Consider the following 23888-nt stretch of genomic DNA (forward strand, 5'->3'; position numbering starts at 1 on the left):
TCGGCCGCCGACCGTTACATCATTCCCGGCATTCCACCTCCCATTGGCATAGCAGGTTCTGCGCTCTTGATCTCAGTGATTACGCACTCAGTTGTCAATAGCATTCCGGAAACTGAAGCTGCATTTTCAAGGGCAACTCTTGTTACTTTCGTAGGGTCAATGATTCCTGCTTCAAGCATGTTTACATACTCGTCAGTTTTAGCATTGTATCCGAAGTCTCCGCTGCCTTCAGCAACCTTAGCTACGATTACAGAACCTTCACCTCCTGCGTTAGCAACGATTTGTCTCAATGGCTCTTCGATCGCTCTTTTCACGATTTTAATCCCTGTAGTTTCGTCAGCATTAATACCTTCAAGATTTTCTAAAGCAGAGATTGCTCTTACAAAAGCAACACCACCACCAGCAACGATACCTTCTTCAACAGCTGCTCTCGTAGCATTCAGTGCATCGTCAACTCTGTCTTTTTTCTCTTTCATTTCAACTTCAGAAGCTGCACCAACGTAAAGAACGGCAACACCACCGGCTAATTTAGCCAATCTCTCCTGTAGTTTTTCTCTGTCATAGTCAGAAGTAGTTGTTTCCATCTGAGCTTTGATCTGGTTTACTCTGCCTTTGATTTTGCTTTCTTCACCACCACCGTTTACAACCGTTGTGTTGTCTTTGTCGATAGATACTTTCTCAGCAGTTCCCAACATATCTAAGGATACATTTTCCATTGTGAAACCTTGCTCTTCAGAAATTACCTGACCACCAGTTAAGATCGCGATATCTTCCAACATTGCTTTTCTTCTATCACCGAATCCTGGAGCTTTTACAGCAGCAATTTTAAGAGAACCTCTTAATTTGTTTACTACCAAAGTTGCCAAAGCTTCACCTTCAACTTCTTCAGAAATAATCAATAAAGATTTTCCGCTTTGTGCGATTGGCTCAAGAACAGGAAGCAATTCTTTCATTGAAGAAATTTTCTTCTCAACTAAAAGGATGTATGGATTTTCAAGCTCGACTAACATTTTTTCAGGGTTAGTTACAAAATATGGCGACTGGTAACCTCTGTCAAACTGCATACCTTCTACAACGTCTACTGTTGTATCGATACCTTTTGCTTCTTCTACAGTGATTACACCTTCTTTACCCACTTTTCCGAAAGCTTCAGCGATCAAAGATCCGATTGTTTCGTCATTGTTTGCAGAAACTGAAGCAACCTGCTTCACCATTTCTGTAGAATCTCCAACTTGCTTAGACTGTTCTTTTAGATTAGCAACAACTGCAGTTACTGCTTTGTCGATTCCTCTTTTTAAGTCCATTGGGTTTGCACCTGCAGCTACATTCTTAAGACCTTCTCTTACGATAGCCTGTGCCAAAACAGTAGCGGTAGTAGTACCGTCTCCTGCGATATCATTGGTTTTGGAAGCCACTTCTTTTACCATTTGCGCTCCCATATTTTCTACTCTGTCTTCAAGTTCGATTTCTTTTGCTACAGAAACACCGTCTTTAGTAACGTGAGGTGCACCGAAAGATTTTTCGATTACTACGTTTCTACCTTTTGGCCCTAAAGTTACTTTTACTGCATTAGCCAATGCATCAACTCCTCTTTTTAATGCGTCTCTTGACTCGATATCGAATTTTATTTCTTTTGCCATTTTGATTAGATATTAGATGTTAGATGTCAGAAGTTAGACACGTAACAGTTGTTTTAATTTGATTTTTAATTTGAATAGTCTGAAATCTGATGTCTTGTACCTGGAATCTATCCGATTACACCTAGTAAATCACCTTCTTTTACGATCAAGAAATCTTTTCCGTCTAATTTTAATTCAGAACCTGAATATTTTCCGTAAAGAACTTTGTCACCTACCTGTACAGTTGTAGGCTCATCTTTTTTTCCAGGACCTACAGCTACTACTGTACCTTCTTGTGGTTTTTCTTTTGCGGTGTCCGGAATAATAATACCTGAAGCTGTTTTAGTTTCTGCAGCGATCGGCTCGATCAAAACTCTGTCTGCTAATGGTTTAAAGTTTACTGACATAATATGCTTAATTTTTTAATTATTTCTGTGTTGTAATTCTCTAAATACGTGCCAATAGGCGGAAAAGAAATTTTTGGCAGATTTTTTTTGTCTGTGTGAAATTTTGGCAGAAAAAAATATTTTAATTCAAAATGAAGTTAATTTAAATAAAAATGTTTTTTGTTCCGAATTAAATGATATTTTTGTGTGAATTTTTAGAAAAACTAATTAAATGAGAAAACTTTTATTATTTGCTGCAATAAGTTTATGCAGTACAAGTGTCTATTGCCAAAATACAGTTGAACCAGAATTTATTGGTGAATGTTTATTATTAAAGCCTGACCAGAGTACAGTACTTTTAGAAAAACATATGACACAGACGCGTTCTGCGATGAATGCTGGGATGGTTATAACAGGTTTTGGAAGTATGAAATCCAAACTTCAGATTGAAGGCTGTTGTTCTGCTACTAAAGTAAAATCCGGTGATGATATTCAGTTTATTGTACGTGCTGTAGATAACAATACAGATCCCATGGCTATTATCAAGATCTTTGAATTCGATTCAAATAAAAAGTTCAGAAGAGCAGAGTTAGCCTCTATTAATACTTTTGGTACCACAAAAACCAATAAGTTGCACTATCTTAACTTTAGCGGAAAAAAATATGGACAAAACTCTTACATTATAACTCTAAAAGATAAACCGGCTGGTGAATATGGTATCACAGTGACGAATCCAAATGCACTTGATGAAAAAAGTACTATCATTGCTACTTTTTCAATTTTGTAACAATAAAAAAAGCCGTTTCAATTATTTTTGAGACGGCTTTTTTTATGTTTTTTACAAAGATTATTGTCTGGATATTTCTCAAATATTAAAATTACTTTTTCTTTCCAGCAGCCTGCATTGGATTTACTCGTCCGTTGGCGCCGCCTCTTACCGCTTTTTCCTGTTTTTGTTTAAACACCTGGAATTTTGAAGCTTCAGAATTTGCCGCATCATTGCTCCAGAAATTATTTGAAGTGTCGATGTCTGCCGTTTCTCTCATCGGATCAAGCTGAATAGATTTTACTTTTTTATCGAAATAATAAGCTTTTGAAACCTTCTTTTCGTTGTGTCTCCAAATCTGAGCCGAAGATTTATCCTGCAATTTTGTTCCGTCCTCAAAAGTAAATTCAAGAATAATTGGCATTACCAAACCGCCTTTGTTAACGAAATCGATCTGATAAGCGGTAATATTTTTAAGCTTTTCTTTGTCTTTTTTATCTAAAGCTTCCGTTCCTTCAAACTTAAAGGTAAATTCTTTATTGGCATCTACTTTTTCCTGTCCACGGTCGTATCTGTAATAAAAATCCTGAAGATCTTTATCTTTTTCTACCTCAAAAGTGATGTTTTTATCTTCTCTGTTTCTGATTTTTGAGATATCTTCAAATTCGTTTTGCAAAGGCTTTTCTACATTATATTTGGTTTCGCTTGAAGGTTTTGGCGCTGTTTCGAGATCAGGACTTGCAACGGTAACTTTATCAATTGCGATATCTACAGGATCCGTCCCGTAAAACCAGCCTCTCCAAAACCAATCAAGGTCTTCGCCGCTTGCATCTTCCATTGTTCTGAAAAAATCTGCAGGCTCAGGATGTTTGAAAGCCCATCTTTTAGAATAGGTTTTAAAAGCTTTGTCGAAAAGCTCTCTTCCCATAATAGTTTCACGAAGAATATTTAAGCCTGTTGCGGGTTTTGCATAAGCATTCGGACCAAACTGGATAATATTCTCAGAATTACTCATAATTGGTTCCAGCTGATCTTTTGGAAGTTTCATGTAATCAGTAATCGTCCATGCCGGACCGCGTTTTGAAGGAAACTTGTTGTCCCATTTCTCTTCCGTTAAATATTCTGTGAAAGTATTTAAACCTTCATCCATCCAGCTCCATTGTCTTTCATCTGAATTAATGATCATCGGGAAAAAGTTGTGTCCAACTTCATGAATAATCACGCCAATCATTCCATTTTTGATCCCTTCAGAATATGTTCCGTCTTTTTCCGTTCTTCCAAAATTGAAACAGATCATCGGATATTCCATTCCGTTGGAAGCTTCCACAGACTGCGCTACCGGATACGGATACGGAATTGTAAATTCTGAATACGTTTTTATAGTGTGAGCAACTGCTTTTGTCGAATATTTTCTGTACAATCCATAAGCTTCTTTTGGATAAAAGCTCATTGCCATTACTTTATTGTTGTTTTCCGGAATTGTAACGCTCATTCCGTCCCAAACAAATTTCCTTGAAGCCGTCCATGCAAAATCTCTCACATCTTTAGCTTCAAAAATCCAGGTTTTTCTTTGTTTTGAACGGTTTTTCTCTGCTTTTTTCGCTTCGTCCAAAGTCACGATTTCCACTGGCTCGTTAGAATTTTGGGCTTTTTTATATCTGGATAATTGTTCAGGAGTTAAAACCTGCTCATAATTTTTACATTCTCCGGTTCCACCAATAATATGATCTGCAGGAACATTCATCGAAACTTTATAATTTCCGAAAACTAAAGCAAATTCTCCTCTTCCTGTAAACTGATGATTTTGCCATCCCTGAAAATCGCTGTAAACACACATTCTCGGAAACCATTGTGTAATGGTGTACAAATCATTTCCGTCTTCCGGGAAATTTTCGTAGCCTCCGCGACCGCCCATTTTCATACGGTTTGGAATATTGTAATTCCAGTCTATTTTAAATACGAATTTATCGCCTTTCTTCAAAACTTTTGGCAGATCGATACGCATCATGGTTTTGTTGACCGTATATTTCAAAGGATTTCCTGAAGCATCGGTTACTTTTTCAAGATTTACTCCGTAGCCGTTGTCTTTTGCAGGCAAATCACTTGCTTTCAACTGTTGGTCTGTTACAGATTTCGGAAGTGTGGAAGAAAACGGATAATCTGCTTTTTTCACACTTGACTGCTGATTTTCATCAAGTTGAAGCCAGATGTAATCTAAATCATCCGGCGAATTGTTGTGATAAGTAACTGTTTCCGAACCTTTCAGATTTCTTTTGTCTTCGTCAAGATAAGCGGTAATCTCATAATCGGCTCTGTTTTGCCAATATGCCTGGCCCGGCGCACCCGATGCGGCTCTGTAAATATTTGGCGTGGGAAGAATAGTTCCCAGCTGCTCAAATCTGTTTCCGTGGTTACTTCCCGAATTGTTTTGAATGTTTTGGGAAAAAGCACCCGTATAAAATAGAACTGAAAGTACAGCAACTTTAAATTTCATAGCTAATATTTTTAATTGTTTTCAGGAAAAGCCAGCCACCAGTCTTCCATTGATTGTATAATAGGCAAAAAGGCAATACCTTTTTCAGTTAATTTGTATTCTACTCTTGGGGGAATTTCAGCGTAAGCCGTTCTCAGAATAAGACCGTCATTTTCCAATTCTTTTAAAATCGTGCTTAAGGTTCCCTGTGCTAAATTATCTAATTCCCTTTTCAGAACTCCGAATCTTTTTGGGCATTCATTACCGATGATTTTAATCAAAGAAATCTTCCATTTTCCGTTAATCATCTTTAAAACGTGTTCTGCGTAGCAATTATTTGCCAGAAAAAGAAAATTTTCTGTACAGCTAACGAGTTCATTATCAGAATTAGTACTAAAATTCATACTGAGTATGTTTTTCTTACCTACTTGACAGCAGGTTTTGATGTTGTTACTTTTGAAGTTGTAAAGTTAAAATATTATCAATAAAAATGAGAAATTTTCAAGAGTTTAACAAGTGGTTGAGTTTAATTGTCATTTCGATGTCAATTTTTTTGTGCGTTTTGGATCTTTTTATTGTTAATATTGCAATACCATCCATTAAAAATTCTATCAATGCAAGTACCGCCGAAACGCAGTTTATAATTGTCTTTTATATTATCGGTTACGGTGCTTTTCTGATTACGGGAAGTAAAATAGGGAACAAATATGGGCACAAGAAAACCTTTATCATTTCTATGTTCAGTTTTATGGTATTTTCATTTTTTTGTGGAAGTTCTACTTCTGCGACTGCTTTGAATATAAGTAGGCTTTTTCAGGGGATTTCAGCGGCTTTTATGGTTCCGCAAGGAGTTGCTTTGATATCTAATGTTTTTAAAGTTGAAGAAGAAAGGGTAAAAGCTCTTGGAGTCTATGGTGCGATTGCAGGAATTGCCTCAGTTATTGGACAGGTTTTGGGTGGAATTATCCCCGACCTTCATTTTGGTTTTGATGCGTGGAGGCTTGTTTTCTTTATTAATATTCCGATTGCTCTTTTGGTTATTATTTTGGCTAATAAATATTTGAAAGAAGTTGAAATTAAAACAAAAGAATCCATACAGATTTTTCCACAAATGATATTGATCATTCTTCTGATTATTTTGATGTACGAAATTGTAATCGGCGACGAAGAAGGTTGGAATACAAATAATATCTTGTTACTTCTTTTTTCTGTTGTAGGTTTGATTCTTTTTATTTTAAATCAGAAAAGAAAATTTAAAAAAGGAAAAGAGGTTTTAATCAATATGAAACCTTTCCTATATTCAAGTTTTAAAGTAGCACTTTTGGCGGCGGTTACTTATTATTTGGTTCAGGATTCTTATTTTTTTATCAATGCCAATTTTTTTGAAGAACATCATCATTTGAGTTCTACAACCACAGGATTACTGTTTGCCAGTCAGGGAATTGGCTATGTTTTAGCATCTCTTTTATCCGTGAAGTTTTTAAATAAATATCAGGAGAAATTTATCGTTTTCGGTCTGGTTATAATGATTTTAGGACTTGCAGGTCATCTTTATGTGGTGAATTCACCAACAATCAATTTACTAATGGTATCTGTAGTTCTATTCTTTTACGGAATAGGATGCGGAATTGTGCTGCCGTCTATGTTTACCAACGCAATGAGAAAATTGCCCGTTTCTATTACTTCGGTTGCAAGCGGTGTTTATTTGACGATTCAGCAGATTTCTATCGGATTGGGGGTGAGTTTCGTTGGACGGATTTATTTTAGTTTTGATAAAGGATATTTTATGGCAACTTTAGTAATGATTGTTTTACTTTTGATTACCATAAGTATATTTTTAATTTCAGATTTTAGATTAAAAAGGAATTCTTTCTAAAGTCATTTTTAAGGATAAGGCAAATACTCCGGAGGAAACAAATAATATCCAGTCTTTTTTGTTTATTTTAAACAGATTTAAAAGGATAAATAACAGAATTAAAATAGCCAAAACAATCACTATTTGTCCGATTTCCAAGCCAATATTAAAACCCAAAAGCGGAACGGCAAGGCTCTGGCTTTTCGCAATCATCACCCTTGCGGTATTCGCAAATCCCAACCCGTGAATCAATCCGAAAAATAAAGCTAAATAATAATTGGTTTTATTTTGTGTTTGCTTCTTATTCCTCATTAAAATATTTCCTGCAGCAGTCAAAACAATAGTAAGCGGAATCAAAAATTCCACCCAATCTGAAGGAAGCCTTATAATATCTAAAATACTTAAAGCCAAAGTAATTGAATGTCCGATTGTAAAAGCAGTAACCAAAATCAGGATTTTCTTCCAGTCTTTTGAAGTATAAACGGCTATTAATGCTAATACAAAAAGCTGATGATCCAAAGCATCCAATGAAATAATATGTTCCCAACCCAATTTTAAGTAAAATAGAAAATCCTGCATTGTATAATATTTAGGGTTACGAAAATAATGATTAATTTCGAACAGATTTTAACAGTTGCGCATAAAGTATGAAAAGGCTTTTTATTTTTTTGATTCCAGCTTTATTTTTATTTTCTTTCACCAAAGAATTTCACCCTTATCATGTAGGTTCAGTGGAAATCAATTACAATTCAAAATCGAAAACATTTGAAGTTACGGGACGTTTTTTTCTTGATGATCTCGAAAATGGTTTAGGTAAAAAACATGGCAAACCTTTTCATTTTAATGATGAAAAATATAAAACCCAGCTCAACGAAGCTTTGAAAAACTATTGTGCGGAATATTTTAAACTAAAATCTGACAATCAATTTTTAAAAATAAATTATATTGGCTACGAAGAAGACAGCGAATCTGTAAATGTTTTTCTGGAATCCGAATCGGTCAACAATCCAAAAAAAGTAGAAGCTGCGGTAAGTTTTCTGTATAATTTATTTGATGATCAGATCAACATCGTTCATATTATTGTCAACGGAAATAGGAAAAGTGAAAAATTGTCGTATCCGAATCGTTATTTGTACCAACAATTTTAAAAAGTTATTTTTGAAGCTGGAGCAAAGCATTTTCAGCTTTTGCGTGTGCCAAAAGATCCGGAAAAAAATCATCATAACATTTTTGTAAAACATCTTTGTTATCTAAAAAAGCTTCAAAAACCGGAATATTTTTATCCAGATATTTTGCTTTATTCAAAACATTCTGAATACTGAATTTGATGCCCCAATCTTCCCGATAATTATACAACCAATCGTCATGCTCCATTTTTACAAGCATTCTTTTAAAATTTTCGGATAAAAATTCTTTGTTTTCATTCAAAACTTTGTAAACTTTCAACGAATGTTGTTTCCAACCATTCAATGAATGCAGGCTAAAGTCATTTGCCAAAAAATAATCCATCGAAACATCCACAAAAGCTCCTGCATAAAGCCTTACGAGCGGGCTGAAAACTTTTTTCGCCTCATGTATCGCGGGATGAGAATCTGTAAAAGTATCAATTTCCCGATGCAATGTGATTCCGTCCTGAATATCTTTCGGGAAAGAATACCGGTCTTTGTTTCGTATAAAATCTTCGAGAAACTGCCCGACAATTTGTCCGTCATTGAAAGTGAGAAAAGAGTGGGCGAGAAAATTCATTTTTTTTGTTTGCTATAAATTTACATTAAAACAATCTTTCATGAAAATCCTCAACCTTGCTTACTTCTTCTATTTTTATCCCGAATTTTCTTTTTGGAAATTTATTAAGGTTTGAAACAAAAATTTTCTCGTAACCCAACTTTTCAGCCTCCGAAATCCTTTGCTCGACTTGGGCAATCGGACGGATTTCTCCGCTAAGGCCAATTTCTCCTGCAAAACAAAAATGTTCGGAAATGGCAATGTCTTCATTGGAAGACAAAATAGACGCAACAACCGCTAAATCTAAAGCCGGATCGTCGGTTTTTATTCCGCCGGTTATATTTAAAAAAACATCTTTTGCCCCCAACTGAAAGCCGGCTCTTTTTTCTAAAACTGCCAAAAGCATATTCAATCTTTTTGAGTCAAATCCTGTTGAGCTTCTTTGCGGAGTTCCATAAACAGCCGTGCTTACCAAAGCCTGAATTTCCAGCAGCATCGGGCGGTTTCCTTCTAAAGTTACCGCAACAGAATTTCCTGAAAGTTCCTCGAATTTTTTTGTGATTAAAATTTCGGACGGGTTTTTTATTTCCTTTAAACCTTGAGAAACCATTTCGTAAATTCCAATCTCGGACGTTGATCCGAAACGGTTTTTATTCGCTCTCAATAATCTGAAAAGATGATTTCTGTCGCCATCAAAATTTAAAACTACATCAACCATATGTTCCAAAACTTTTGGTCCAGCAATTTGTCCGTCTTTGGTAATGTGGCCGACAAGAAAAACAGGAACATTGTTTTCTTTAGCGTATTTAATGATCTCGTTTGAGCATTCGCGGATTTGAGAAACAGTTCCGGGCGAGCTTTCAATCAATTGAGATTGCAAAGTCTGAATAGAATCAATGATCACAAAATCGGGCTGTAGTTTTTTAGCTTCGTGAAGGATTTTTTCTAAAGAAGTTTCGGTGTAAAGAAAGCAGTTGGGATTTTTAACGTCCGTCAAGCGATCGGCTCTCATTTTGATTTGAGAAGCACTTTCTTCACCGGAAACATAGAAAACTTTCTTTTTCATTTTTAAAGCGAGCTGCAAAAGGAGAGTGGATTTACCAATTCCCGGTTCGCCTCCGATCAACGTGACAGAGCCTAAAACAATACCGCCTCCCAAAACTCTGTTGAGTTCATCGGAAGGAGTTTTTATACGCGGCTCTTCAAAAGTTTCAACTTCAATGATGTTGATGACGTGTTGTTTGTTTTTTGAAGAAGATAAACTTTTTTGTGAAGCTTTTTCTACAATTTCTTCTACCAAAGTGTTCCATTCGCCGCAGTTTTTGCATTGTCCCATCCATTGCGAATACTGCGAGCCACAGTTTTGACAGAAATATGCTGTTCTCAATTTTGCCATATTGCGAAATTATGAAAACTGTTTTGAAATATTTGAGAAAAAATTTGTATCTTAACATACATCAATTTACAATATGAAATAATCTGTTATTTTTGTAAAGTCATTTTAAGCAATATTTAAAAATATTTGGCTTTCAATTTAACCTTACGATAAATTTTTAATCTATAATATGACTGATTAATAATATTTAAAAAGGCAATAATTTTCATATATATAATTTGGTTTAGGTGAGGTTTCCCATTTTTTTGGGAAACCTTTTTTTATTTTAAAAAAGATAGATTCAGAGCTATATTTAAAATTAAAATCACAACAAAATTGCTTTGCATTTCTTTTTCCCATAACTTTGCACAAACCTAATCTAATGAGTAAAAAGAATACAAAGTATATCTTTGTGACAGGAGGTGTAACTTCATCTTTGGGAAAGGGAATCGTTTCTGCTTCTCTGGGACTTCTACTAAAATCACGCGGCTTTAATGTAACGATCCAAAAACTAGATCCTTATATCAATATCGACCCAGGAACACTGAATCCTTATGAGCACGGAGAATGCTATGTAACCGAAGATGGCGCGGAGACGGATCTGGATTTAGGTCATTACGAGCGTTATTTGGACGCCCCAACTTCTCAAAACAACAACGTTACGACAGGGAAAATCTACCAAACTGTAATCGAAAAAGAAAGAAAAGGAGATTTCCTTGGAAAAACAGTTCAGGTAATTCCTCATATTACGAACGAAATCAAACGCAGAATTAAAATTTTATCTAAACAGAACTACGATATCATCATTACAGAGATCGGCGGAACTGTCGGAGATATTGAATCTTTACCATACATCGAAACTGTTCGTCAGTTGAAGTGGGAATTGGGAGAGAAAAATTCTATGGTGATTCACTTGACATTGTTGCCATATTTGGCTTCAAGCGGAGAATTAAAAACAAAACCTTCTCAACATTCCGTTCGTCAATTGATGGAAAGCGGAATTATGGCGGATGTTTTGGTTTGTAGAACAGAACATAAAATTCCGAAAGATCAAAGAGCAAAATTGGCTCAGTTTTGTAACGTTCCTTTAGATAATGTTATCGAATGTAAGGATCTTGCAACAATATATGAAGTTCCGATGTACCTTCAAAAACAAAACTTTGATGATGTAATTCTTAAAACATTAGATCTTAAAAGTGACAGGGAAGCCGATCTTAAAGACTGGAAGACTTTCCTTAAGAAATTCCAGAATCCAAAAAGAACCGTTGAAATTGCATTAGTTGGAAAATATATTTCTCTTCAGGATTCTTATATTTCAATTGCTGAAGCTTTCAAGCATGCAGGTGCAGATCTGGAAACTGAAGTTAAAGTAAGATGGGTTTACAGCGGAGATCTTACCGCAGAAAATATTAAAGAAGCTTTTGCAGGTGTAAATGGAATTTTAGTTGCACCAGGTTTTGGCGATCGTGGAATTGAAGGAAAAGTGCTTACAGCTCAATACGCAAGAGAAAATAAAGTTCCGATGTTGGGAATTTGCCTTGGAATGCAGATCATGACTGTAGAATTTGCAAGAAACGTTCTCGGATATTCAAAAGCCAATTCTATGGAATTTGATACTTCGACGGAGCATCCTGTGATTTCTATTATGGAAGAACAGAAAAATATTGTAGATAAAGGCGGAACAATGCGTCTCGGAGCATGGAAGTGTGCTTTGAAAAATGGTTCTAAATTATCCGAAATTTACGGAGTTAAAAATATTTCTGAAAGACACCGTCACCGTTATGAGTTCAACAGTGAATATATTCAGGAATTTGAAAAGAACGGTTTTTTTGCAACAGGTACAAATCCTGAAACAGGTTTGGTTGAGGCTCTTGAAATGCCGAATCATCCATTCTACGTTGGTGTGCAGTATCATCCGGAATACAAAAGTACGGTTGCCACGCCGCATCCTTTATTCAGAGCTTTTATTAAGGCTTGTACAAATAAATAAGGTAATTTAAAATTACAGACGTCATAAATAAACTCAGACTGATAATGATCAGCCTGAGTTTATTATATAGTAACAGAGTAAAGCATAGAGTTTTGATAAAAAAACAGTATTTTTGTCGACTCAAAAAGTATGGTATTGTTATACCTGTTTAAATTTAAAAATTTTAATTAAAATAAAATGCAACAGAACAACGGACTCGATAAAAGTCAGATTATCAGTTTTGCGGTTTTATGTTTGGTACTTTTCGGATTCATGTTTTATTTCCAAAGAAATAGCGCTGAAGAAGAAAAACTGAAAGCTGAACAACAGAAAACAGAACAGGTGAAAAATGCGGTAAAACCGACTCAAGCAGCTAATATCAATCCTAATGTAACTCCGGGCGCGATTCAGGTTTCCAATTTGGGAAACAATCAGCTTAAAGTTGAATTTTCAAGCTTGGGAGGACAAGTTTCAAAAGTTGAGCTTTTAGAATACAAAGCTTATGATCATAAAACCGATACGGCAGATCTTCCGCTTTATCTGATCAATAAAAACAATTCAAGCTACGGTTTTCAATTTAAAGATAAAACAGGAAAAACGATCAATACTAAAGATTTAGTTTTTTCGCCAACTGTTTCCGGAAATGCAGTAACGCTTACGGCTAATTATAATGGAGCAATTATTCAGTTTATTTATACCTTATTAGATAAATACAGAGTAGATTTTAAAGTAAGAACGCAAGGTCTTTCAAAAGTCACTTCAGATACAAAAGCAGATTTCATCTGGGATTATAGCGTGAGAAACCTTGAAAAAGGTAGAGCTCAGGAGCAATCTCACTCAGAATTTTCTTATGCGTTTAATAATTATAAAGATTATGATTATGACGGAAGAACGACAATGGATGAGCCTGATGAAACATTGAACTGGATTGGAGTGAAGCAACAGTTTTTCTCTTCACTTATCGAAGCTAAAACCGGATTTACCCAAAGCAAAGGAAATCAGGACGCTATTGAAGAAGGTGAATATTTAAAGAAATTAAGCTATCAAGGCCAGGTTCAGATGTCCGGAAACGAACTGAATCAGGATTTTACATGGTATTTTATGCCTTTGGATTTACCTTTATTGAAGTCTTACGATAAAAACTTTGATGAGATTTTACCATTAGGTTGGTCATTTATTGGGGCAATGAACCGTTATTTCTTCATGCCGATGTACAATATTATTGCATCTTGGGGAATTGCAGCAGGTTGGGTGATCTTCTTAATGACGATCATCGTTAAATTAATTTTATCGCCAATTATGTATAAGCAGCATAAATTGAGTGCGATGATGAAAGTTATCCGTCCGGAAATTGAGGAAGCTACAGCAAAATTAAAAGATCCGGATGCTATGAAAAAGCAACAAGTAACAATGGAAATTTACCGAAAAGCTGGAGTAAATCAAATGGCGGGATGTTTGCCGGCATTGGTTCAGATTCCTATTTTCTATGCATTGTTCCGTTTCTTCCCGAACTTTATAGATCTTCGAGGACAAGGATTTTGGTTTGCAAAAGATTTGACAGCGTATGACGATTTGATTAAATTGCCATTTGAAATACCTTTCTTGGGAGATCATTTAAGTGTTTTTGCAATTGCGTGTACGGTTGTAATCTTAATTTATACAATAATGACTTCCGGAAATATACAACAGCCGCAACAGGAAGGAATGCCAAATATGAAAGTATTGATGTATATCTTCCCGATTACATTTTTATTCTTTTTGAATACATCGGCTTCAGGTTTATCTTGGTATTATTTTGTGTCGAACGCGATCAACATTCTTATTATTCTTGTTATTAAATATGTGATTTTGGATGAAAAGAAAATTCATGCGCAGATTCAGGCCAATAAAGAAAAGCCAAAATCGGAAGGTAAATTCCAAAAGCGAATGCGAGAAATGATGGAAAAGGCTCAGGAACAGCAGAAATCGCAAGAGCAGCAAAAAGGAAAAAAGAAGTAAACTAATTATAACTAAAAGAGAAGCAATTTATTGCTTCTCTTTTTTATTTAGAATGATTTCAAATTTCAAATGTTAAAGCTTTTAAAATAATAATCTAGAATTAAAATTGCATTAATCATATTTTAATCTGAAAGATTGCCTGTGATATTTCGTCGAACCGTGCTTTATCAGGGCTTCCTGGTGTTTTTTTGTTGCATAGCCGAAATTAGTATCCCATCCATATTCGGGATGTTCTTCATGTAGTTTTATCATCAGTTTATCCCTGTAATTTTTTGCTAAAATAGAGGCTGCGGCTATTGATAAAATTTTAGAATCTCCTTTAATGATACATTGATGAGGTATGTAATTGTAAGGGTGAAATTTATTTCCGTCGACTAAAATAAGTTCGGGTGTTATAGTTAGTTTATCCAATGCGTGATGCATTGCGTGAATGCTGGCATTCAATATGTTATGTTGATCAATAAACTCTGGAGGTAATTCTGCTATCGCATAACTTTTAACATTATCCTTGATATAGCCATCGAGATCCATTCTTGTTTTAAAATCTAGTTTTTTAGAATCATTTACTAAATTTTGTTCAAAATTATCATCTAAAATAACAGCCGCTGCAACCACAGGCCCACTCAAGCAGCCTCTGCCTACTTCATCACATCCTGCTTCGATATAATTATTTGACCATTTTTTTAATAATTCCATAAAATCTTAACAGTTAAGGGTTTTCAAAATTAGTAAAAATAAAGTTATTATGATGTGAATAGTAATTTTTTCTTTTTTTAAGAGTTTCTTAAGGAAAGTTTTCACAAATTTGTTCACACAAAATTAATATTAATTATGAAGAAATTAACAGCAAGTGTGCTAGTTTTAGTATTGTCTTCTTCTTTGGCTGTTGCAAAAGCCCAGGAAACGAAGTCTGATACTTTAAAAACACAGGAAATCGAAGGTGTAGTTGTAACTGCATTGGGTATTAAAAGGGAGAAGAAGTCTCTAGGTTATGCATCTGAAGAAGTAAAAGCAGAAGCTCTTACAGGCGGTACGACCAATACGGGTAATGTCGCAGCATTGTTGTCGGGAAAAGTAGCGGGTTTACAGGTAAATACTAATAATAATTTTGGAGGTTCTTCAAATTTATTAATTAGAGGGTATAAGTCTTTGAGCGGAGGAAATCCTTTAATTGTAATAGATGGTTCTCCGGTTAATAATGGTACAGTTACAGGTGCTATTTTTGACTACGGAAACTTTTTATCTGATATTAACCAAAATGATGTTGAAAGTATAAATGTATTAAAAGGAGCTGCGGCTTCTGCATTATACGGGGAAAGAGGAAGCGATGGTGTAATATTGATTGTTACTAAAAGTGGAAGAGGAAAACAGGACGGAAGTTGGGGGGTAACACTTACCTCTGGCATCACAGCAGGATTTGTTGATAAATCTACATTCCCAAAATATCAAACGAGATATGGAGCAGGTTATGGACCTACATATGGAAATGATACGAATGGAGATGGAAATCCTGATGAATATTTTAATTATGATCCCAACACAGGAGAACAACAAGTTCCATTTACTGAAGATGCTTCATATGGAGCAGAATTTAATCCAAATTTATTAGTAAGACAATGGTATTCATATGATCCTACTTCTCCATACTACGGACAAGCAACTCCGTGGCAAGCAGCTAAGAACGGACCTATTAATTTTTTTGAAACACCAGTAACTTACGTTAATACGATTTCACTAGAAAAAGGTAATAAATCATCCAATGTGTCATTATCTTATTCCAATATGCTTTCCAATGGGTTATTGCCCAATTCTGATTTGAGAAAAAATACTTTATCGGCTAAATTTAGTTATGACTTTACAGATAAACTTAATGCGACTGTCTTTTCTACTTTGACTCTTCAGGATACAAAAGGAAGAAATGAGACAGGATATTCTGATAATATTGTAACAGGTTTTAGACAGTGGTGGCAAACTAATGTTGATGTTTTTGATTTAAGAGATGCATATACAAGAACTAATAATTCTAATAATACTTGGAACAGAACTTCAGGTACAGATGGCACTCCGGCTTATTGGAATAATCCATATTTTCAACGATACCAAAGTTATCAGTCTGATGACAGAACAAGAAGCTTTAGTTATGCTTCAGTAAAATATGATGTTTCTAAAAACTTTGGTGTTACAGGAAAATTGTCATATGATAATATGCAAATGTTGATTGAAGAAAGATTAATGAATGGCTCTTTGCCACAAGCATTTGGGGCTTCTGGAAACAATGTAACCTCAGGATATTCCCGTCAAGATATAAGAACAGCTGAAACAAATTTTGATTTATTTGCAAATTATAAATTCGACATTACAAGCGATCTGAACGTAAGTGGTATTGTAGGAGGAAATGTAAGAAGAAACTTAATTGATAATGTATATGCTAGTACAGAAGGAGGTCTTGCTACACCTGGGTTATTTGCTATTTCAAACTCAGCTAGCCCAATAATTCCACCAGATGAAAATTATGCAAAATATCTAACAGCAAGTTTATATGGAACGGCCTCTTTTGGATTCAAAAACTTTTTATATGTTGACGGGACTTACAGAGTAGATAGAAGTTCAAATCTTCCAAAAGAAAATAATACATATGACTATTATTCAGCCACGGGGTCTTTAATATTATCGGAATTAGTAAAGCAGAACTGGTTAAGCTTCTGGAAAATAAGAGCTAACTACGCAGAAGTAGGATCATCAACTGATAATTACAGATTACAAAATACATATCGTGTAAGAGGAGGCTTTGGAAGTACAGGATTAGTTGATCAGTCTTACTTTTTGGCTAATCCGAATTTACAGCCCCAAAGGTCTAAAGAAACAGAATTTGGTATGGAAGCACAGTTCTTAAAAAATAGACTAGGCTTTGATGTTGCTATTTATAAAACACGTACTATTAATCAGATCATCAACCTTCCTGTATCTTCATCCACGGGATATAGAACTTTCTTAGTTAATGCAGGTCAAATTAATAATAAAGGTATTGAAGTTCAATTAAACGGAACACCTTTTAAAACCTCCGATTTTAGATGGGATATTGATGTAAACTGGTCTAAAAATGAAAATGAAGTAGTATCGCTGTACGGAGACGCACAAAATTATTTATTAGGCTCTTATCAAGGAGGTGTTTCTTTAAATGCCAGAGTAGGTGAAGCTTTCGGAGCTCTTGTTGGGTCTGATTATGTTTATCTGAATGGTGAGCGTGTTGTAAACCCTACTACCGGAAGATATTTAACAAATCCAAATCAGGTAATAGGTAATATTACTCCTGACTGGATTGGTGGGATAAGAAACAGTCTTACTTATAAAGGATTATCTTTAAGTTTCCTGATTGATGTTAAACAAGGTGGTGATGTATTCTCTACGGATATGTATTATGGTCTTGCTACAGGTCTATACGAAGAAACCGCAGTAGGTGATTATAGAACAGCCGGAGTTATTCATCCGGGAGTAAACCCTAACGGACAGGTAAATACTACGCCTACAAGTTCACCAAATACTTTTGGAAACGTAGATGGTTACAGAAGAATGCCTAGCAGTAGGTTTGTATATGATGCTTCCTATGTTAAGTTAAGAGAGGCTAGTGTAGGATATAGTCTTCCAAAGACTTTGCTTGCGAATACTTCAATACAAGAAGCAAAAATTTCTTTAGTTGGAAGAAACCTTTGGATTATCCATAAGAATTTACCTTATGCAGATCCTGAAGCTGGAACAGGAAATGGGCTTGCTTCAAAAGGTAATTCTATAGGAGTACTGCCTACAACTCGTGACCTAGGTATCAACGTAACATTAAAATTCTAAAGAAATGAAAAAAATATTTTTAATACTTAGCATAATTTCTCTAACGGTAGTTACCAACTCTTGTGAAAGTGATATTACTTCATTAAATCAAGATCCTAAGCATCCATCGGTTGTTCCGTCTGGGTTATTGGTAGCGAGCGCTGAGCAGGAATTAATATCACAATTATTAACACCGAATGTTAATAATAATATATCAAGATTTTTCACCCAGCAATGGGCTCAGACTACATATATAGATGAGTCGAATTATGATATGGTTACAAGACCAATCCCTAGAAATCATTATAACAGAATGATGGCTTCAAGTTCAGCGGCTGTGCATTCTCCAGGTGTTTTATCTGCACTTAGGGATGCAAAACTATTCCTTCAAAATGAAGGTTTGGACGCTGTAAAGAAAAATAATAATGAAGCTATTATTGAATTGTTGAATGTTTATGCTTGGGCTAATTTGGTTGATACTTATGGAGATTTACCTTATTTTGGAGCATTGAAGGCAGTTCCTGGAAATCCTGGGCAATCTGAAATCCCCTATGATGATGCAAAAGCAATTTATCTGGATCTTTTAAAAAGAATTGATGCTGCAAATGCAATGATTAATACTACTCAAGCAGGATATACTGACGATATTTTTTATAAAGGAAATATGGCTAAATGGAGAAAAATGGGTAATTCATTGAAATTCAGGCTTGCTGTGACTTTATCTGACGTAGAGCCTGCTTTGGCTAAAACTAATGCAGAAGCAGCTTATAGTGCAGGATTATTCGACAGTAAAGAAGATAATTTTGGATTAGCAGCTTTTCCTTCAGGATTATTTGCAAACCCTGTTTATCAGGAAGCAATACAATCAGGAAGAAATGATTTTATTCCTTCAGATTTATTGGTTGATTATATGAATACTACTTCAGATCCAAGGAGAGATAGATGGTTTATAAAAGCGGATAGAGTATTTAATACAACTACCGGACAGTATGTTCCTGGTACAGGGACTTATAAAGGAGGAGTATATGGCGCAAACAACTCTTTTTCAGGTTATTCACATATGACTTCACCGAAAGTTGATGTTAATGGATTGCCAGAAGTAGGCGAAGATGGAAGCTATATGATTATTGCAGAAAATGCTCAGGGTTTTTTACTAGATTATACTGAAATCATGTTTTTAAGAGCAGAAGCTGCAGCACGAGGCTTTAATGTAGGAGGAACGCCTGCTGTTTTATATGGACAAGCAATTACAGCGTCTATGAAAGAATATGGAATAAGTGATACTAATATTACCACATTTATTGCTGCAAATCCATATAATGCTGCAAACTGGAAACAGTCTATTGGTTTTCAGGCTTGGGTAGCAATGTTTAACAAAGGCTTTCAGGCATGGAATTTTGCAAGAAGATTAGATTATCCTGTTTTTGTAAATCCTGCTGATTCTGCTGTTGAATCTGTACCTGTAAGAATGAAATATTCGGATCAGGAATATTTGTTGAACAAAAAGAATGTTGAAGCTGCTGCTGCAAAAATAGGAGGAGATAAGGTGTCAACTAAAATCTTTTGGGATGTTAATTAATAAATAATCATTTAAAATAAAAATATTCCTGTAATTATTGCAGGAATATTTTTTATAAATTTAAAATATGAAAATTTTTATAAGTATAATAGCAATTATGAGTATTATCTCTTGTAGTAGTGATGATAACAGAGAAAATACACAAATAGAATCTCCAAATATTGAAGGAGTTTGGAAACCTATCAGGTATGAGTTCAAAGGGAAAGTATATCAATTGAATGACTGTGCAAAAAAAGGACAGTTGGGAATAAATGATGACTTTTCCGGGGTATACGAAAGGTATGATATGCCAACTGAAGGTGGCTGTAACTTATTGGATTCTTTTTCAGGGCAATGGAATTATAATAAGGTGAATAAAACTTTAACTCTTACTTATACTGAAAACGGAAATATTAAAACTTTGAAAAAAGAAGTTGAAGATTTTTCAAGTGATGAACTTAGAATTCTTGATAATACTAAGAATTTAGATAGCTTACCAGGAAACGATGAAGCTGCTTTAATTTTTATAAAAACAATAAATTAATAATTATTACAATTTTAAACGATAAGAGATATTATTGTTTTTTTTATTATGATTATAACCGAAGGAAGTAATCTAATTGAAGAGTAATTTATATTTTTTAATTTTAGGCATAATTTTTCATGAATTATCACAAAACTTATAATGTAAATTCATATCTATTTAAAAACAGATAAATTGAGATTAAGACTCTATTGATTATTCATGTTATATTTTCTAATTCTTTACATTAAATAATCCATCAGTTTGCGCGAATGGATGACTTCTACATACGATAGCTGTTCTTGACTATATGAAGGATCGAGTAAATTAATATCATAATATATCTTATAATTATAAAGTTAATTATAATAAAATATTTTTATTGTGACTTTGTAATGCTTATACACGTTCGTTTAAGCAAGAAGTAGATCAACTGCCAAATAGTACTGCAATATAACGTGTAATCAATATTCTTTTACGATCTAATACTTTCAAAGCTTAGATAAATTTTATTTTAGATAAAGATCGCGATAATTTGTATTTATTTTTTATTAAAGTTCTTTTTGGTTTAATTATTCAATAAGTAGTATGTTTTTTTTGCTTTAATATTCTCCTTTTTTTTGAATTGTTAAAAATTTATAAATACGGTAATATTTTTTAAGATAATTGATTGTTTTATCAAATATGTATTATTAAAATAACTGATTGTTAATTATTTTTAACAAAAAGCTTGGTTGTTTTAAGAAAGTTTCACATATTTGCAACAAGAAAAAAATAATCAATAAATATGAAGAAATTAACAGCAAGTGTTCTATTAGTTGTTGTGTCTGCTTCCTTTGCATTAGTAGATGCTCAAGAAAGACGCAACGATACCATAAGAACAGAAAATATTGAAGAAGTTGTTTTTGTTCAGCCGGTAACTGGAAGACTTAAAGTGAGAGACGAAGTTACAAGTGCTCAGCAAATTATTTCTGCAGAACAACTAAATGTAGCAGCAAACCCGAATGCAATAAGCGCTATTGCTGGTAAAGCTTCAGGTGTGAGAATTAATCAGACAAACAGTAGTGTAAACTCTTCTCAAAGTATTCAGATTAGATCAGGAAGAACAATTACTGGTTCTAATGAAGCTTTAGTTGTCATTGATAACGTAATTTCTAGTGCTAACGTACTGAGTCAGCTACCTCCAGATGTGATAGAATCTGTTAACATTATTAAAGGTGCAGCAGGAGCAGCTATTTATGGTTCTCAAGGTGTGAATGGTGTTGTCGTTGTGACAACAAAAAGAGGTACAGCTACTGGGGGGCTTAGAGTAAATTTCAATTCAGCAGTTGACTTTGAAAGTGTTGCTTTCCTTCCAAAAAGACAAAGGTTATACGGACAGGGTTGGTACGGCGATAAAATAAATGTTGAAAATGGATCTTGGGGACCTGCGTTTACAAATCCATCATTTGCTGGAACAACTCAACCATATGGTATACCTCTTTATGATTTTAATGGTGATGGTGTTATTGATGTAAATCCAAATAACAGTGCACCTACTGCGGATGATCCTGCGGCACTTCAGTCTGCATTTTCACCTTATGGCAGAGATAATGTTAGAGACTTTTTTCAAACTGGAGCTATTTTTCAAAATACATTGTCTATATCAACAGGTAGTAGAGATTCTTATTTTGGACTTAATTTGGGAAGTTTAGAAAAAGAATTTGTAGTTGCAAATGATAAGTTAAGCAGATATTCAGTTTTAATGAAAGGCGGGGCAAAAGTTAATCGTTGGACTTTTGATGGTCAGATTAACTATATCCGCACAAAAATTGGTCAAACAGATCCAGAACTTTATCATGACTTGATTCAGGTCTCTTCAGATGTTCCAATTACAAGATATAAAGATTATGCTGACAATGGGTATGCTTGGAACATTTTTTACAATAACCCATACTGGACTCAAAAAAATGTTAGACGTAATTCTTTGAGGAATTACTTTAACCTAATTGCGGGTGTTGGATATGAGATTAACGAAAATATGAATATTTCTTATAGAGGAAATGCAAATTATACCAATATAGAGAATAATGAGTATAATAATGGTTATGTTGGAGGACCAATATATCAAAGTGTATTTACTGATGTATTGTCTAACTATTATGAAATTAGTCAAGTCCAGCAAAACTATTATGGAGATTTATTATTAAATATGAATTATGATCTAACGTCTGATTTACATTTAGATGCTTCAGTTGGCCATAATTACCAAGACTTTAGAACAAAAAATAATCAAGCGGGTGGTACAGGATTAATCATTCCTGGTTTATATACAATCAGTAATATCTCTAATGCTGCTCAGCCATCTGACTTAACTAATACCCGTTCTCATTACAATTCACATGCATTTATTGCTAATTTAGATTTAGCTTATAAGAAATTCTTATTCCTTAATGCGGCTGGTAGATATGAAATGAATTCACTGTTAGTAATGAAAGCGGTAAATAATACTTCTTCTTATTTCTTCCCATCAGTTTCAGCATCATTTGTACCAACTAAAGCATTCAACTTTGGTGGTGATGTTTTAAATTATCTTAAAATAACTGCTGCTTGGCAAAGAACGGGCGGGGTATCATCTATCACAGCATACAGATTGGATCCGATTTCAAATATTGGTGCTGGTTATCCTTATTTGGGTGACGGTGGCGGTTATCTGAGCTACAATCCACAAACTGCTGTTGCAGATCCACGATTGAAGCCAGAATTTATTACAAAAACAGAAATAGGTTTATCATTTGGTTTATTTAAAGATAGAATCACATTTGATGGTGCAATTTATCAGGACAAAACAACAGATCTTATTACTGTACAACAGGCGAGTAGAGCTTCAGGAGCAACGTCTGTTCTGAAAAATTTAGGAGAGCTTGAAGGAAGAGGAATTGAGCTTAATTTAAATCTTGTACCTATTAAAAGTAGAAATGTTCGTTGGGATGTAGGTGTGAATTTTACAAGCGGTTATTCGGAAATTACGAAACTAGCAGATGGATCGAAAGAAATTGCTCTTTTATCTAACTCATATTCTGGAGTTTTTGCTATTGAAGGAGAAAGATTCCCTGTTTTAAAAGGTACAACATATGTTAGAGATGATCAAGGAAGAATAGTAGTTGATCCAACAACAGGTCTGCCACAGGTCAACTCTCAATTAAGTGTATTGGGAAGGATGACTCCAAAATATATTCTAGGCTTTACTACGGCATTAAAAGTGAAAGGATTTACTTTAGCTGCAACTGCAGATTACCGAACAGGACATAAATTTTTCTCAGGAACTAAAAACTCACTTGCATTTTCTGGTCAGTTAGAAGAATCAGCTGCAATGGATAGAAATCAAGCGTATATTATTCCTAATTCTGTTTATATGCAAAATGGAGCTTATGTTCCGAATACAAGTGTGCCTATTTTTGCATCGACGCATAATAATCCAAATAATCCTGATGCAAATTCACATTTTGCTTTGTCAGAATATTTTGGTGGTGCTTCATATAATTCAGTAGGTGAAAATTTTGTGTTAGATGCAACTGCATTTAAGATCCGTGAAATTTCCTTATCTTATACTTTTAGCAAAGAAATGTTAGGTCAATCAAAAATTAATGAACTTACAATAGGTGTTCAGGCTAGAAACCCTTTCACTAAATTTGCCAAGGAAAATAGAAATTTTGATGATCCAGAAACAGGTTTTGAAGGTAATGGCTCTTATGCTGGATATATCAGTAATTCAGCGGTTCAGTATCCGAACCTTAGAACATTTGGAGGTAGTGTATCAATCACTTTCTAATTTTATTT

The 23888-nt window shown here is 34.5% G+C and carries 17 protein-coding genes; 9 read left to right on the forward strand and 8 right to left on the reverse strand.

Annotated elements, in window-relative coordinates:
* Window positions 1-14 precede the first annotated feature (14 nt).
* The gene (gene groL, locus AC6CHK_RS11870) at window positions 15-1640 is read right to left on the reverse strand and encodes a chaperonin GroEL (RefSeq protein ID WP_498096372.1); all 1626 of its coding nucleotides are present in this window, start codon (window positions 1638-1640) and stop codon (window positions 15-17) included.
* Between the two features lie 107 nt (window positions 1641-1747).
* Window positions 1748-2026: a co-chaperone GroES gene (locus tag AC6CHK_RS11875; protein ID WP_034723531.1), complete on the reverse strand. Its 279-nt coding sequence runs from the start codon at window positions 2024-2026 to the stop codon at window positions 1748-1750.
* Window positions 2027-2237: 211 nt separating this feature from the next.
* On the opposite strand from AC6CHK_RS11875, the gene AC6CHK_RS11880 reads away from it, so the two are divergent.
* On the forward strand, window positions 2238-2792 hold the full coding sequence (locus AC6CHK_RS11880) for a hypothetical protein (RefSeq protein ID WP_498096374.1): 555 nt from the start codon (window positions 2238-2240) through the stop codon (window positions 2790-2792).
* A 91-nt stretch (window positions 2793-2883) separates the two neighbouring features.
* Here the strand turns inward: AC6CHK_RS11880 and AC6CHK_RS11885 are convergent, their stop codons facing one another.
* The gene (locus AC6CHK_RS11885; protein ID WP_498096376.1) at window positions 2884-5265 is read right to left on the reverse strand and encodes a M1 family metallopeptidase; all 2382 of its coding nucleotides are present in this window, start codon (window positions 5263-5265) and stop codon (window positions 2884-2886) included.
* An 11-nt stretch (window positions 5266-5276) separates the two neighbouring features.
* The gene (locus tag AC6CHK_RS11890; protein WP_498096378.1) at window positions 5277-5648 is read right to left on the reverse strand and encodes a winged helix-turn-helix transcriptional regulator; all 372 of its coding nucleotides are present in this window, start codon (window positions 5646-5648) and stop codon (window positions 5277-5279) included.
* 137 nt (window positions 5649-5785) lie between these two features.
* Between AC6CHK_RS11890 and AC6CHK_RS11895 the strand changes: the two genes are divergently transcribed.
* A complete protein-coding gene (locus AC6CHK_RS11895; RefSeq protein WP_498096380.1) occupies window positions 5786-7120 on the forward strand; it encodes an MFS transporter in 1335 nt (444 codons plus the stop codon).
* Here AC6CHK_RS11895 and AC6CHK_RS11900 read toward each other — a convergent pair.
* Window positions 7100-7678, reverse strand: coding sequence for a HupE/UreJ family protein (locus AC6CHK_RS11900; RefSeq protein WP_498096382.1), 579 nt, complete (start codon window positions 7676-7678; stop codon window positions 7100-7102). The genes AC6CHK_RS11895 and AC6CHK_RS11900 overlap by 21 nt on opposite strands.
* A 68-nt stretch (window positions 7679-7746) precedes the next feature.
* Between AC6CHK_RS11900 and AC6CHK_RS11905 the strand changes: the two genes are divergently transcribed.
* Complete coding sequence (locus tag AC6CHK_RS11905) at window positions 7747-8247, forward strand: DUF6702 family protein (protein ID WP_498096384.1); 501 nt, start codon at window positions 7747-7749, stop codon at window positions 8245-8247.
* A 4-nt stretch (window positions 8248-8251) separates the two neighbouring features.
* On the opposite strand, the gene AC6CHK_RS11910 is transcribed toward AC6CHK_RS11905, so the two are convergent.
* Both AC6CHK_RS11910 and radA read right to left on the reverse strand, forming a co-directional pair.
* On the reverse strand, window positions 8252-8845 hold the full coding sequence (locus AC6CHK_RS11910; RefSeq protein WP_498096386.1) for an acyl carrier protein phosphodiesterase: 594 nt from the start codon (window positions 8843-8845) through the stop codon (window positions 8252-8254).
* 25 nt (window positions 8846-8870) lie between these two features.
* Window positions 8871-10220, reverse strand: coding sequence for a DNA repair protein RadA (radA, locus tag AC6CHK_RS11915; protein WP_498096388.1), 1350 nt, complete (start codon window positions 10218-10220; stop codon window positions 8871-8873).
* A 361-nt stretch (window positions 10221-10581) separates the two neighbouring features.
* Here radA and pyrG point away from each other — a divergent pair, with 361 nt between their 5' ends.
* Together pyrG and yidC are read left to right on the forward strand one after the other, a co-directional pair.
* The gene (gene pyrG, locus AC6CHK_RS11920; RefSeq protein ID WP_498096390.1) at window positions 10582-12189 is read left to right on the forward strand and encodes a CTP synthase; all 1608 of its coding nucleotides are present in this window, start codon (window positions 10582-10584) and stop codon (window positions 12187-12189) included.
* Between the two features lie 177 nt (window positions 12190-12366).
* Window positions 12367-14166, forward strand: coding sequence for a membrane protein insertase YidC (gene yidC, locus AC6CHK_RS11925; RefSeq protein ID WP_498096392.1), 1800 nt, complete (start codon window positions 12367-12369; stop codon window positions 14164-14166).
* Window positions 14167-14277: 111 nt separating this feature from the next.
* Here the strand turns inward: yidC and rnhB are convergent, their stop codons facing one another.
* Window positions 14278-14862, reverse strand: a complete 585-nt coding sequence (rnhB, locus tag AC6CHK_RS11930) for a ribonuclease HII (RefSeq protein ID WP_498096394.1) — start codon at window positions 14860-14862, stop codon at window positions 14278-14280.
* 135 nt (window positions 14863-14997) lie between these two features.
* Between rnhB and AC6CHK_RS11935 the strand changes: the two genes are divergently transcribed.
* The 4 genes from AC6CHK_RS11935 (at window position 14998) to AC6CHK_RS11950 (ending at window position 23880) form a co-directional block, all read left to right on the forward strand.
* The gene (locus AC6CHK_RS11935; protein ID WP_498096396.1) at window positions 14998-18009 is read left to right on the forward strand and encodes a SusC/RagA family TonB-linked outer membrane protein; all 3012 of its coding nucleotides are present in this window, start codon (window positions 14998-15000) and stop codon (window positions 18007-18009) included.
* Window positions 18010-18013: 4 nt separating this feature from the next.
* Window positions 18014-19567 (forward strand): SusD/RagB family nutrient-binding outer membrane lipoprotein, encoded by a 1554-nt coding sequence (locus AC6CHK_RS11940; RefSeq protein WP_498096398.1) that lies wholly within the window; start codon window positions 18014-18016, stop codon window positions 19565-19567.
* Window positions 19568-19664: 97 nt separating this feature from the next.
* Window positions 19665-20090, forward strand: coding sequence for a lipocalin-like domain-containing protein (locus AC6CHK_RS11945; protein ID WP_498096400.1), 426 nt, complete (start codon window positions 19665-19667; stop codon window positions 20088-20090).
* A 766-nt stretch (window positions 20091-20856) separates the two neighbouring features.
* Window positions 20857-23880, forward strand: coding sequence for a SusC/RagA family TonB-linked outer membrane protein (locus AC6CHK_RS11950; RefSeq protein ID WP_498096402.1), 3024 nt, complete (start codon window positions 20857-20859; stop codon window positions 23878-23880).
* The last annotated feature ends 8 nt before the right edge of the window (window positions 23881-23888 follow it).

This window comes from Chryseobacterium sp. GQ58, from assembly GCF_059758895.1.

Bases quoted from the DNA above. Each gene is read 5' to 3' on its own strand.
- groL (WP_498096372.1), bottom strand. From the start codon at position 1,640: ATGGCAAAAGAAATAAAATTCGATATCGAGTCAAGAGACGCATTAAAA.
- AC6CHK_RS11875 (WP_034723531.1), bottom strand. From the start codon at position 2,026: ATGTCAGTAAACTTTAAACCATTAGCAGACAGAGTTTTGATCGAGCCG.
- AC6CHK_RS11880 (WP_498096374.1), top strand. From the start codon at position 2,238: ATGAGAAAACTTTTATTATTTGCTGCAATAAGTTTATGCAGTACAAGT.
- AC6CHK_RS11885 (WP_498096376.1), bottom strand. From the start codon at position 5,265: ATGAAATTTAAAGTTGCTGTACTTTCAGTTCTATTTTATACGGGTGCT.
- AC6CHK_RS11890 (WP_498096378.1), bottom strand. From the start codon at position 5,648: ATGAATTTTAGTACTAATTCTGATAATGAACTCGTTAGCTGTACAGAA.
- AC6CHK_RS11895 (WP_498096380.1), top strand. From the start codon at position 5,786: ATGTCAATTTTTTTGTGCGTTTTGGATCTTTTTATTGTTAATATTGCA.
- AC6CHK_RS11900 (WP_498096382.1), bottom strand. From the start codon at position 7,678: ATGCAGGATTTTCTATTTTACTTAAAATTGGGTTGGGAACATATTATT.
- AC6CHK_RS11905 (WP_498096384.1), top strand. From the start codon at position 7,747: ATGAAAAGGCTTTTTATTTTTTTGATTCCAGCTTTATTTTTATTTTCT.
- AC6CHK_RS11910 (WP_498096386.1), bottom strand. From the start codon at position 8,845: ATGAATTTTCTCGCCCACTCTTTTCTCACTTTCAATGACGGACAAATT.
- radA (WP_498096388.1), bottom strand. From the start codon at position 10,220: ATGGCAAAATTGAGAACAGCATATTTCTGTCAAAACTGTGGCTCGCAG.
- pyrG (WP_498096390.1), top strand. From the start codon at position 10,582: ATGAGTAAAAAGAATACAAAGTATATCTTTGTGACAGGAGGTGTAACT.
- yidC (WP_498096392.1), top strand. From the start codon at position 12,367: ATGCAACAGAACAACGGACTCGATAAAAGTCAGATTATCAGTTTTGCG.
- rnhB (WP_498096394.1), bottom strand. From the start codon at position 14,862: ATGGAATTATTAAAAAAATGGTCAAATAATTATATCGAAGCAGGATGT.
- AC6CHK_RS11935 (WP_498096396.1), top strand. From the start codon at position 14,998: ATGAAGAAATTAACAGCAAGTGTGCTAGTTTTAGTATTGTCTTCTTCT.
- AC6CHK_RS11940 (WP_498096398.1), top strand. From the start codon at position 18,014: ATGAAAAAAATATTTTTAATACTTAGCATAATTTCTCTAACGGTAGTT.
- AC6CHK_RS11945 (WP_498096400.1), top strand. From the start codon at position 19,665: ATGAGTATTATCTCTTGTAGTAGTGATGATAACAGAGAAAATACACAA.
- AC6CHK_RS11950 (WP_498096402.1), top strand. From the start codon at position 20,857: ATGAAGAAATTAACAGCAAGTGTTCTATTAGTTGTTGTGTCTGCTTCC.